The sequence below is a fragment of the Chryseobacterium sp. ERMR1:04 genome, from assembly GCF_001297705.1.
Classification (GTDB): Bacteria; Bacteroidota; Bacteroidia; order Flavobacteriales; family Weeksellaceae; genus Chryseobacterium.
On the sequence record NZ_LIRF01000008.1, the window covers coordinates 315,150 to 327,658 of the forward strand.

Annotated in this window: 11 protein-coding genes and 1 riboswitch; of the genes, 5 read left to right on the plus strand and 6 right to left on the minus strand. The window is 35.2% G+C overall.

From position 1 onward, the window contains the following. Genes AMQ68_RS18680 through AMQ68_RS18695 form a run of 4 tightly spaced genes read left to right on the plus strand, consistent with a single transcriptional unit; the run spans position 1 to position 1,224 of the window. Positions 1-384: a hypothetical protein gene (locus AMQ68_RS18680; RefSeq protein WP_054512115.1), complete on the plus strand. Its 384-nt coding sequence runs from the start codon at positions 1-3 to the stop codon at positions 382-384. Positions 385-420: 36 nt separating this feature from the next. Beyond that, positions 421-696, plus strand: coding sequence for a hypothetical protein (locus AMQ68_RS25715; protein WP_054512116.1), 276 nt, complete (start codon positions 421-423; stop codon positions 694-696). After that, positions 641-958: a colicin E3/pyocin S6 family cytotoxin gene (locus AMQ68_RS18690; RefSeq protein WP_198408892.1), complete on the plus strand. Its 318-nt coding sequence runs from the start codon at positions 641-643 to the stop codon at positions 956-958. The genes AMQ68_RS25715 and AMQ68_RS18690 overlap by 56 nt, the downstream gene beginning before the upstream one ends. After that, positions 955-1,224: a hypothetical protein gene (locus AMQ68_RS18695; protein ID WP_054512118.1), complete on the plus strand. Its 270-nt coding sequence runs from the start codon at positions 955-957 to the stop codon at positions 1,222-1,224. The genes AMQ68_RS18690 and AMQ68_RS18695 overlap by 4 nt, the downstream gene beginning before the upstream one ends. Positions 1,225-1,462: 238 nt before the next feature. Here AMQ68_RS18695 and AMQ68_RS18700 read toward each other — a convergent pair whose 3' ends face one another. Both AMQ68_RS18700 and AMQ68_RS18705 read right to left on the minus strand, forming a co-directional pair. Further along, a complete protein-coding gene (locus AMQ68_RS18700; protein WP_054512119.1) occupies positions 1,463-2,956 on the minus strand; it encodes a RagB/SusD family nutrient uptake outer membrane protein in 1,494 nt (497 codons plus the stop codon). Between the two features lie 19 nt (positions 2,957-2,975). Next, on the minus strand, positions 2,976-5,909 hold the full coding sequence (locus AMQ68_RS18705) for a TonB-dependent receptor (RefSeq protein ID WP_054512120.1): 2,934 nt from the start codon (positions 5,907-5,909) through the stop codon (positions 2,976-2,978). 83 nt (positions 5,910-5,992) lie between these two features. Further along, a riboswitch (SAM riboswitch) is annotated at positions 5,993-6,089 on the minus strand. A 242-nt stretch (positions 6,090-6,331) separates the two neighbouring features. Here AMQ68_RS18705 and AMQ68_RS18710 point away from each other — a divergent pair. Further along, the gene (locus AMQ68_RS18710; RefSeq protein ID WP_054512121.1) at positions 6,332-6,739 is read left to right on the plus strand and encodes a type II 3-dehydroquinate dehydratase; all 408 of its coding nucleotides are present in this window, start codon (positions 6,332-6,334) and stop codon (positions 6,737-6,739) included. A gap of 172 nt (positions 6,740-6,911) precedes the next feature. On the opposite strand, the gene pckA is transcribed toward AMQ68_RS18710, so the two are convergent. From pckA to AMQ68_RS18730, 4 genes are all read right to left on the minus strand, one after another. Further along, positions 6,912-8,531 (minus strand): phosphoenolpyruvate carboxykinase (ATP), encoded by a 1,620-nt coding sequence (gene pckA / locus AMQ68_RS18715; protein ID WP_054512122.1) that lies wholly within the window; start codon positions 8,529-8,531, stop codon positions 6,912-6,914. Between the two features lie 127 nt (positions 8,532-8,658). Continuing rightward, positions 8,659-9,564: a GYDIA family GHMP kinase gene (locus AMQ68_RS18720; protein WP_054512123.1), complete on the minus strand. Its 906-nt coding sequence runs from the start codon at positions 9,562-9,564 to the stop codon at positions 8,659-8,661. A 10-nt stretch (positions 9,565-9,574) separates the two neighbouring features. Then, positions 9,575-10,450: an ACP S-malonyltransferase gene (gene fabD, locus AMQ68_RS18725; RefSeq protein ID WP_054512124.1), complete on the minus strand. Its 876-nt coding sequence runs from the start codon at positions 10,448-10,450 to the stop codon at positions 9,575-9,577. Positions 10,451-10,520: 70 nt separating this feature from the next. Beyond that, positions 10,521-12,485, minus strand: coding sequence for a LysM peptidoglycan-binding domain-containing protein (locus tag AMQ68_RS18730; RefSeq protein WP_054512125.1), 1,965 nt, complete (start codon positions 12,483-12,485; stop codon positions 10,521-10,523). Between the last annotated feature and the right edge of the window lie 24 nt (positions 12,486-12,509).

The window sequence follows — 12,509 nt, forward strand, 5'->3', positions numbered from 1 at the left end:
ATGGAGAATATAGAAAAAATACGTCAACATCTTATCTCATCGAAATATAGTTTGGGCAAAGATGATATCCTAAATGACAAGTTAATTCATTTAGAAAAAGAAACTAATGAGAATTTAGTAGTAGTAGATTTAGAAAAAGAGTCGATCAAAATTCAATTTAATTTGAATGAAAATTATTATTTTGAAAATGTTAAAGATATTTTTTTTAATTTTTTCAAGGGCGATTATACAATAAAATATTACTGCAATGACGAAAACTTGCTCTATTCTAAATTCATTTGGAAAAACAATGAGTTAAGAAAGTTTAATTTCAAGACCAAATATGGTTTTTTACGCTGTAAGAAGATTAATAAAATAGAACAAATCAAAGGCATAGTTTGGTAAATTTGGAAGTATAGAGGAACTTCTACTTTTGGTGCCTTGGCGGGAGGAGTTGGTTCTGAATTGACAGGAGGAAACTTCTGGCAGGGTGCTGTAATTGGGGGATTTGTCGCAGGGTTTAATAATGCGATGCATCAAATAGATACTCCTTTTTCTGATGATGGAGACGGCAATGGAGGGAAGAAAGGAGATAGTGCTAGGGATAGTAGGCATCATAAGCCTGCCCCAAAAGATTTAGAAGGATTCCCAGATGCAAAAAGTGGTCCTAATAAAGGAAGTGGCCGAACAAGATGGAAAAATATTAGAATGGGATAAACAACATGGAGATGTTGAAATATATAATAAAAAAGGAAAACATTTAGGCTCAGCCGATCCAAAAACTGGAGAAGTATATAAAGATCCTGTACCTGGAAGAAAAACTGAACCTATTATGAAAGTTGGAGTTGGGGTCGGAATTATTTATGGAGGGTTAAAACTTTTAGATTGGGCAGCAAGCAGAGTTACACCTTTTTTGATGACTCCTATAATGCAAATGAATCAACAATCTACTTATCAAAATCAAAAAATAGAGTTATGAAACGTGTAAGAGCTATCGAAGAATTTAGTAAAAAAGAAGAAATTCTTCATAAGGAATATAAATTAGATATTACATCAACACAGCTACTAAAAGAGTTAGATGATTTGATTCTTAATGAAGAAGATTATGAGGATGAAATTTATGATCAATATAATTTGACAAAGCTACAAGTTCAAAAATTAAAACCTTTTTTAAAAGAATTACTAAAAGAAGATTTTGAAAAATACACTTATGAGCTAGGTTGCTATGAAGAAGAAGAAAAGTAACCGTTAATGGTCACTTCCACTTTTTTGCTCGCGAGCGTCACACTCGTATCCGTTTCTCTTAATAAGTCAATCCAGGAAAATACTTTTTATAACAGCGGCACAAATTCCTCCTTGTCCATCATTCAATAAATATATTACCCAAAATAAGCTACTTTAAGGCAACAAAAAACTCCCTTGAATTGATCAAGGGAGTTTTACTTAGTAATATATTGCTTATATTATTTCAAGTATAAAAATACTACAAATTCGGGTTATTCTCCACCTCCTTCTGTGGAATAGAAAACAAATAATACTTACTATTCGGAGCAAAAGAAGTCTGGTCTGGGAAAGCATAAATGGTGTGTCCTCTTCCATTAACCGTTTTTACGACCCCAGCTGGAGTTGTAATCTGAACCGGAATGGATGACCCATCTGCATTGGCATAAGGTTTTCTAGCCACCGTTCCTTGGGTTCTGATGATATCAGACAAAGAGAAACCTTCCCCAAATAATTCTTTTCTTCTCTCAATCAAAACTTCTTTAATCACATCATTCTGCGCTAAAGATCCGTTGTATTGATTGGCGTTTCTTGCTGATTTTAATTGATTTAATACTGTCACTGCATTCGTAATATTTCCGTTTCTGGCGTCAGCTTCAGCTTCAATTAAATACATTTCAGCAGCTCTCATGTAGACAATATCTGCAATCAGATTGGCTTTAAATTTAAACTTAGCATATCTCAAAAGCCCTTCTCTTCCCGGCTGTCCATCCCATGAGAATAAAGAATATCTGATATCATTGGTGTCAAACAGATTTTTAAAGTACGGGTCAGCCATGAAACTGTAATAATAACTTCCCGAAGACGAAACATCTAAAAAGTGGAATGCATAACTTTCACTTGACTGCTCTTGTGTCTGGCCATGTCCCCAGATCCATTCTCCATTGCTGATGTCATTAAATCCGTCTTTGTACTTTTCAGAAGTCATTAAAGCATATCCATTTCTGGCAACCTTGGCAGCGGCAGCAGCTTTCGTCCAATCTCCGGTGTTCAAATAGGTTCTTGCCAATAATCCATTCACTACCGATCTATCAATTTTATCTTTATTGTTTCGGGTATAATTTTGCAATAATTGGTCAGCATCCGTTAAATCACTTTTAATCAACGTATAGATTTCCTCTAAACTCGCTCTTTTATTAGGCTTTGAATTCGTGGTGGTAGGTTCCGTATAAATTGGAGCCGTTAATGCTGTTTTATCTTTCAAATAACTTAACTGGTAAAAACTCGCCAAGTTTAAGTAACAAAATGCACGTAATGTTTTTGCCTGACCTTTCACCTGATTTTTCTTATCCTGACTTCCTTCTGCAGCATCAATTTTTGTAATCACATTATTCATGTTATTGATGGTAGAATACAGCAAACTCCAGATAAAAAGTGGACGACCTCCTGTATTATTTACTAGGTCTGTAAAAGCATACGCGCCGGGAAATCCATATTTATTGGTCAAAACCGCTACATCGCTTCCCATCGCATCACTTGTTCTCAACACGGTTGAATATCCGATGTTGGCATAGTTGGTTCCGTCATCGTTAAACTTTGCCCACGTTCCATTGATTACTGTTTCAGCATTATCCGCAGTTTTAAAAATTTCAGCTTCGTTCGCCTGGTCGGTAGGAGCCGTTTCCAGATCATTTTCACAACTCACAATCGAAAGCAAGGCAATAAAAGCAAAGGATATATATTTTAATTTTTTCATTGTTTAAATTTTAAAGAGATTAAAGAGTCGCCTGAATTCCAAAAGTTATTGTTCTCATTGCAGGATATCTATAGTAAGTAGTTCCATCCAATGCTTGCTCAGGGTCCATTCCTTTATGTTTGTAGAAGGTCAGAAGGTTTTCTCCCTGCAGATAGATTCTGAATTTTTTCAATCCGATTTTTTCAAAGTAATCTGATGGCAGCGTATAACCAATACTCACATTTTTCAATCTTGCATAGGTTGCAGAATATAAAAATCTTGAAGATGCATTTGTCCAGTTATTAGGCGTCGTAGATAGACCAGGAACATCTGTATTGGGATTTTCAGGCGTCCATCTGTTTAGTATTTCTGCACTCCAAGATCTTCCTCCAAGACTTCCACTTGACATAATGGATGTATAATCTGTATCCAATATCTTCCCTCCTATTCTGAAAGTCAATAATGCTGATAAGTCAAAATTCTTATAATTAATACTTGTGGTAAGCCCTCCCATTAATTTTGGAAGTGCAGAACCCTGAAGTTCTCTCGTTGCTTCTCCTACTACTGAAGTTGTACCTTCTACCGTTTGTCCGTTTGCATCCGTTTTAATGGTTTTCCACAATGCCTTACCATTACTAGGATCTACACCCACCCAAGTCGGAAGATAGAAATCATATACAGAACCTCCTTCTGTTAACAGCTTTGTTCCGCTAATGATTGACGCTTTGGGTAATTTTGTTATTTTATTATTTAATGTGCTTAAATTCACATCAACATTCCATTCAAAATCTTCTGTTTTAATTGGGGTTGTAAACAATGAAAATTCAAAACCTGTATTTTTTAATGTCCCGATATTAGCCTGAAAGCTACTAAATCCTAGAGATGGAGCCATAGGCGTGTCAAATAAAAGATCCTGACTTTTACGTTCAAAATATTCTACATTTCCTTTAACCCTATTGTTAAGAATAGCGAATTCTAATCCTAAATTTAGGTTAAGATTGGTTTCCCATTTCAACTCGGGCGTCGGAAGTTTGCTTGCCACCGTTCCCGGTTCTCCTAAATTATTATAGAACGTGTATAAACTCTGATAAGCATAGTAAATACTTTGGCTACCTTTCATGATTTTATCATTTCCCTGTCCACCGTAACTTGCACGAAGCGTCAATTGATTGAAGAAATTTAAATCTTTAATGAAATTTTCATTCGATGCTTTCCAAGATCCTCCTACTGACCAGAAGGTTCCCCATCTGTTTTCGGGTGCAAATCTTGAAGAACCGTCAGATCTTACTGATCCTGAAACGAAATATTTATTGGCATAATCATACTCTACTTTGCCTAAGAAACTTAATAAACTTACTTTATCACTATTTCCACTAAATCCTCCTAACAAGGCTGCAGCATCCGGCTCATAGTAATACGGAAGAGAAAACTGACTTCTGTTTCCTGAAATTGTCTGATAATCGTACTTATAAAATTCCTGACCAGCCAAAAGGTTAATATGATGCTGACCGAATTTTTTATCATACGTTAAAATATTACTTGTTGTATAAGAAAGTGTTCTGGAATTAGTTCTTGTTACTGAACCCCCAATCTCCGTTCCCTGTCCCAATAATGGGTTTGTATAATAATGACCGTTATAGTTCACCAAATCAACAGAAAAGCTCGACTTAAATTTTAGTTCAGGTAAAAATGTAAAATCTAGAAATCCTTTCCCAGAAAAGTTATCTTCTTTGTTTTCGTTTTTATCTAAAGGCAATGTTGCTGCTAAATTCTGATTTTGTAAAGCATTGGACGGCCTGTATTTTCCAAAGTCATAAATATTATTTCCATTTGCATCCAGCCTATAACTTCCATCTCCGTTTCTTTCGTAATAAGGATAAAATGAAGGAATACTACGTCCCACATTAATAATATTATCCGAACTTGAATCTGATGAAGGTGGAGCCTGTTGTATGCTGTTGGTGTAACTTAAGTTGGCACCAACATTCAACCATTTTTTAACTTCAGAATTTAATTTTAATCTCGTGCTGTATTTTTTAAAGCCTGATTCAATAGCAACTCCTTTATCATCCAAATAGCCTAATGAGAAATAATAATTACTTTTATCACTTCCACCACTGAAATCTAAATCTACTTGATTTCTTGCCGCAGTTCTTTGAAGAACATTCGCCCAATTATCATCCCATAAAGCTTTTGCACCGGGTAACAATTTTCCGTCTGTTCCTACAGGTTTTGCAAAATTGGATCCGTAAGGATTAATTCCTAAGCCATTGCTTCCTGAAATTAAAGCATCACTTGCCATTTGGGCAGCCTGTTGCGAAGCAATTTGATTGGCAACAAAACCATTTCTCAACGCTTCCCAATACAATTCAAAATATTGATCTGTTGTTACCTGCTTATAGTCTTTCACAGCTCTTGAAGAGAATCCCTGACTCATATTAAAATTAATACGCGACTCTCCTTTTTTACCGGATTTGGTTGTAATGATAATCACTCCGTTTGCACCTCTTGAACCATACAAAGAGCTTGCTGTAGCATCTTTCAATACACTGATTGATTCAATATCATTCGGGCTGATTGTATTCAGGTTTCCATCAAAAGGAAGTCCGTCTACCACGTATAACGGCTCACTTGATGCACTCACAGAACCAATTCCTCGAATACGAACAGATGCTACAGATCCTGGCTGTCCCGAAGCACTCACTGCCTGAAGTCCGGCAACCTGCCCTTCCAAAGCCTTTGTAATATTCGTAACCGGTCTGTTGTTGATTTTATCACTTGAAATGGTTGCCACAGAACCTGTGTAACTATTTTTTTTAGCTTTTCCGTAAGCTACCACTACCACTTCATCAATCTCCTTTTCGCGAAGGGTATCTTTTTTTGTTTCCTGACCATGTACGCTGGCAATTCCTAAGAAAAATACAGCAACTGGTGGAATCCAAATTTTAGAATTAATTAAACTTTTACCAATCATAATCAATTTTATTTATCAAATATTAAAAACTAACCCTTTATAGAAAAGTCAGCAAAAGTCATCGATAAATACGATTAACCAAATGCTTATTTTTCCTTTAAAGGCTGAATGTAACACCTTGCGCAACGCAGGTTGTTAAGACTTCACAGGGTCAGTTCCCTCCATCTTTCTTTATAAGCCGATCGAAATATGTTTGCAAATCTAGAAACAAATAGTCTACAAAACAAGTAGACTTTAATATTTTTAATGATAATTTGATAAAAATTATGTTAATAAAAATTTAAAAACCACTAAAATAAGTACTTAAGGAAATTATTGATTTTGTAAATATGAGAAATATCATTAAAAATAACACAAAGCATGATTTCCAATTAAAATCAAAAATTTGAGTCTTAATTGAAAAAACTTTTTAAATTTATACTATGAAAATTTTAATTGTAAACGGTCCCAACCTGAATCTTTTAGGAACAAGAGAACCAGAAATTTACGGAACACTTTCTATGGAAGATTATTTGGAAAATTTAAAATCTGAATTCCCTTCTCATGAATTAGAATATTATCAATCGAATATTGAAGGAGAGATCATTAACAGACTTCAGAAGGATGATTTTGAGGCGTTAGTCATTAATCCTGGCGCTTACACGCATTATTCTTATGCAATTGCTGATTGTTTAAAAAATATTCAAAAGCAAAAAGTGGAAGTTCACATCAGTAATATTTATAAAAGAGAAGAATTTCGTCAAAAATCTGTGACAGCTGCCAATAGCGATGCTGTTTTATCCGGCTTTGGAATGGATGGATATAGATTGGCGATTTTGAGTTTGAAATAAATTTCATTAAGATTGAAAATAAGAAATGCTTCGACTCCGCTCAGCATGACATCGCTAATAAAGTACGTTATAATAAAACGATTAGTATTAGGAATGTCATGCAGAGCGGAGTTGAAGCATCTTAGATATATATTAAAAAAAATCCTCATCGCATTGATGAGGATTTCTATTTTTAGTTTGTTGTCTGCTGTTGTAATTGAGGTCCGGAAGCGATAAGCTTTTTCCCTTCTTCGGTATTACAATACTGATCAAAGTTTTTGATATATCTTGAGGCAAGATCTTTTGCTTTCTCTTCCCACTCAGCAACTTCGTTGTATGTATTTCTAGGATCTAAAATACCTTCAGAAACGTTTGGTAATTCAGTAGGAATCTCCAAATTCATGATAGGAATTCTAGTTTTAGGAGCATTTTCGATTGAACCATCAATGATCGCATCAATAATTGCTCTTGTATCTTTTAGAGAAATTCTCTTTCCGGTACCATTCCATCCTGTGTTTACCAAATAAGCTTTAGCACCGTGTTCTTTCATTTTACCAATTAATGTTTTAGAATACATTGTTGGGTGTAATGTTAAGAACGCCTCACCAAATGCAGGTGAGAATGACGGTTCAGGAGAAGTAATCCCTCTTTCAGTTCCGGCTAATTTTGAAGTATAACCGCAAAGGAAGTGATATTGAGCTTGGTTTTCATCTAAAACAGAAACCGGAGGCAATACTCCGAATGCATCAGCAGAAAGATAAACAATCTTGCTTGCGTGACCTGCTTTAGAAGGTAAAACGATTTTATTGATATGATAAATCGGATAAGAAACTCTAGTATTTTCTGTGATTGATCCATCAGTATAATCAGATACTCCGTTGTTTACGACAACGTTTTCAAGAAGTGCATCTCTTTTAATAGCTCTGAAAATATCCGGTTCTTTTTCTTCAGAAAGGTCAATAACTTTAGCATAACAACCACCTTCGTAGTTGAATACTCCATTATTATCCCAACCGTGTTCGTCATCACCGATCAAATATCTTTTAGGATCTGCAGATAATGTAGTTTTTCCTGTTCCGGAAAGTCCGAAGAAAAGAGCAACATCTCCCTCTTCACCTACGTTTGCAGAACAATGCATAGAAGCCATCCCTTTCAATGGAAGGTAATAGTTCATCATGGCAAACATTCCTTTCTTCATTTCTCCACCGTACCAAGTACCGCCAATAATCTGAAGTTTTTCAGTAAGGTTGAACATTACGAAGTTCTCAGAATTTAATCCTTGCTCTTCCCAGTTCGGGTTTGTTGTTTTAGATCCGTTGATTACAGTAAAATCCGGTTCTCCGAAGTTTTCTAACTCGTAGTGAGAAGGACGGATGAACATATTCGTAACAAAATGCGCCTGCCATGCAACCTCTACAATAAATCTTACTTTAAGTCTAGTATCTGCATTCGTTCCACAGAAAGCATCTACAACATAAATTTTCTTAGAAGTTGAAAGCTGGTTCAACACTAATTCCTTACAAGACTGGAAAATTTCCGGGGAAGTTGGCAAGTTTACTTTACCATCCCAGAAAATTGTGTCTTTTGTAACATCATCCTGTACAATGTATCTATCTTTAGGAGAACGACCTGTGAAAATTCCTGTTTTTACTGATACCGCACCAGATTCTGTAAGCTCTGCTTTCTCAAAGCCTTGGTTTTCAGGAGAAATTTCAGCTTGATATAACTCTTCATAAGAAGGATTATATTGTATTTCATAGTCTCCTTTAATCCCTAATTTTTCTAAATCTTGGATGATTTTAGCGTGTTTCATTTTACTTATATTTTCTATTTCTTTTTTGGGTTCAACAAAATTAATATTAATTAATTGTTAAAGGTGGTTTAAATATAATGATATAAGTCAGATTGGCAAATAAAAAAACCTCTTTGTAAAATACTGATTACAAATTAATTATCTCATGCCATTGAAAAACAGTAGTAAAACCTTTTCCCCAAAAATAGTCCTTAAAGCCATCAAATTTGGCACTCATGACAAAATCTCCGCCCCAAGCACCTAAACTTTTCACAAATGAAGGGCAATCTTCGAAAAACTTTTGTTTAACTGTAGGAATTTCAAGAAAATTAGCTATTTTTTGCTCATGAATCACCATTAGTTGAGAAAAATTTTCCAATTCACTGCATAACAAAATATTCTTTGTGAGATTCGAAAACTCATCAACCAGTTTTTGAGACTTTGTTTTTGACTTGTAAAAATTGATTCCTTCGCGGCTATCTTGCTTTTGATTGAGATGAATAAAAATAAGCTCATTTTTAAAAGAAGGATTAAAATCTACCTTCTCATATTTGATCTCAGGTTTACTTTGAAAAAGGACAGCCGATTTCTCTTTGGCAACTGCAATATCATAACCGCTTCCTCCCAAACTGATAGAGTTTAAATAAAAAGGATCTATTGCAGCCCATTCCGCAAGATTATTCATCAGCGTAGAACTACTTCCAAGACCATAATCGGCCGGAAACTGAAGGTTTGTTTTTAAATGATAAGAATGTGTGCTTTTGAATTTGGTTTCAGAAAGACTCTGAACGTTTTTTAAGGTTTTTAAGATAAATTCAGCACTAGAAGTAATGTTGGTTTCTATGACCTGCCAGCTATTATAATCAATGACAGCTTTTAACCATAATTTATTTTGATGATAGGCTTCCCAGAAGATCAATGTCTTCCCATCCTGTTTTTCATCAAAGAAAAACTCTTGTCCTAGCTTGGTGGGTACCGCTAAGACAAGAGCTCCGTCTATCGCAAAATATTCTGAAGTAAGCATAAGCTTTCCCGGTGAAAATATCTCGCTCATATTTTGTTAATTAAATTGCAGAAGCAACATCTACAGAATTGTCAATTTTCTTGATCAATCCTTGAAGTGTTTTTCCTGGTCCAACTTCAATGAAGTTTGTTGCACCATCTTTAATCATATTTTGAACAGACTGTGTCCATTTTACTGGGCCTGTTAATTGCGCAATCAAATTTTGTTTGATCTCCTCAGGATTAGTTATCGCTGTGGTGGTGATATTCTGATAAACAGGAATTGTAGCTTTTCTAAATTTTGTTTTTTCAATTGCTGCTGCCAGTCTTTCTTGTGCCGGCTGCATCAATGGAGAATGGAATGCTCCATTCACAGGTAACAATAAAGCTCTTTTAGCTCCCGCCTCTTTTAGTTTTGCACAAGCCTCTTCAACCGCTGCCGTTTCACCAGAAATTACCAATTGTCCGGGACAGTTGTAATTTGCAGGAACAACAATTCCGCTGATTTGTGCACAGATTTCTTCAACTCTAGCATCTTCTAATCCTAAAATTGCTGCCATAGAACTTGGGTTAGCATTGCAAGCATCCTGCATTGCTTTTGCTCTTTCAGAAACTAATTTCAGACCGTCATCAAAAGATAAAACTCCATTGGCAACTAATGCTGAAAATTCTCCTAAAGAATGCCCTGCAACCATTTCAGCTCCAAGACCGTTCACTGCTTTAAGCGCAGCAACAGAATGTATAAAAATTGAAGGTTGGGTAACCTCTGTTTTTTTAAGGTCTTCATCTGCCCCATTAAACATAATGGAAAGGATATCGAACCCTAAAATTTCGTTGGCAGATTCCATCAGATCTTTTATATCTTTTCTAGAATCATACAATTCTTTTCCCATTCCTACGAACTGAGAACCCTGCCCAGGAAATACAAGTGCTTTCATGTATTGATTTAAAATATTATGCAAATATAAATATAATGTTAACGTTTTTCTTTAAACTGATCCAAATCATTTATGGAACCAATCTAATCACACGATAACCTGTATTTACATATGCTCCGTTTGCTTTAGATTTTACAAACTCAAATTTGGTAGCCAACTGAGTCTGAACTTTATTCATTTGCTTGAAAATTTCTCCTTTTTTGTTTTCTCTGGTTAACATGTCATTTACGACATCGAAACCTACGATTGCATATTTAGGAGGCGTTTTACAATATTTATTTTTATATGCTGCTAGAATTTCTTTTTCGAAACCACCATCAGCATTAATCTTTCTATCCATTAAATACACCAAATTAGCTTGGCTCAATTCGTCCACTTTCTTTTCAAAAATTGGAGAATAATACATACTGAAAGCTTTCACGCCCTGAACTTCTTTAGACAAAGCAATTACTTTATTTGCAAAAGCATCCCCCAAAGCATCATTATCATTCGCTAAGATAGTAATAACCGGAGCAGATTGTCCTGTCATCATATTTTGGTCAACCTGAATATCAGCCGGAGAATTTACAATCGTTACATTAGGATTCTTAAGTGCTTTTTCAAGACCTCCTTTAATATAGTTTGCATTTTCTTTTTTGCTATCTGCAACAATATAAATTTTTTGATCAGAATAAGCTCCTTTTACTTCTTCAATGATCTTATCTGCGTATGTCTGATCATTCGTTTCAACAATAATCAAATTGCTGTAGTTGTATAATTCCGGTGAATTGGCAAATGGCGCAACAATCGGAATTTTTTGATTTTTAGTAAAATCTAAAACATCAATAACATTCGACTTGAAGAATGGCCCAATGATTAAATCTGTATTGTTAGGATTAATCTGTGTTAATGAATTTCTGAATGAAGCTTCATTACCAGAATCTACAATCTTAATATCTAATTTCTGACCGTTTCTAGCATTTCTTTCAATTGCTACTTTCGCTCCTGTAAGGAAATCCATAGCCATTCCTCTGTATTGAGTTTCGTTGGTGCTGTATCCGAAAGGAAGCATCAATACAACGCTTAAAGCATCACCGCTTTTCTTGATATAAGCCGGATCAAGTTTCTTGATCTTTAAAATCATTCCTGTTTTTAACCCATGAGATAAATCGGGATTCAGTGCAATAAGCTCATCAATAGATACTCCGAATTTATTAACAATAGAGAAAACTGTATCTCCCTGCATCACTGTATACGTCACATATTCGTCTGAAGAAGCTGTGCTGGTATTTGATGAACTTACAGAAGGTTTTTCATTTCCTGAATCCATCGTTGTTTTTGTATTCGCAACCGGTTCAGAAACTGAGGTATTGTTATTTGATTTTTTAACTTTAATAGACTCACCAGGTTTCAACCCTTTTTCTTCCAATCCTGGATTTAAAGCAAAAAGCTCTTCTTTGGTAACATTAAACTGTCTTGCAATTCTGTAATAATTATCTTTTGCCTGAACAACATACAATTCATTACCAGCAGACGTTGATACCGGAGTCTCAACAACAGTTTCTACAGGTTTTGTAGCTGCGGGCGTTGTAATGGCAACTTGTGCCTGCTCACCACCATATTTCTTAACACTGTCAAGCGGTAATATGATCTCATCCCCGATCTTCATGTGAGAATCCAATTCAGGATTTAATTTTCTCAAATCAGTTTCTGAGATACGGTATTGTTTTGTAATTCCGTAAATAGTCTGCTTAGGCTGTAAAATAATTTTACCTAAGTGTGCATTGGGTTTAGCTTTTTCTACTACCGCCACCGTTGTTTTAGGAACTGAAGGTATAGCTGTAGCTGTTTTATCTGCTTTAACCGTAAGAATATCGCCAATTGCCAGCTTTCCGTCTTTAAACTTTGGGTTTAGTTTTAGCAATTCGTCCACAGTTATCCCGTATTTTTTTGCAATGTTATAAGGATTATCTCCTTTTACAACGGTGTGAGATTTCTGAGCAGACATGCCCAAAAACATACATAAACTGGATAGAATAAAAAACCTCTTTATCATAGTCGATAATTATAATTTACAAAA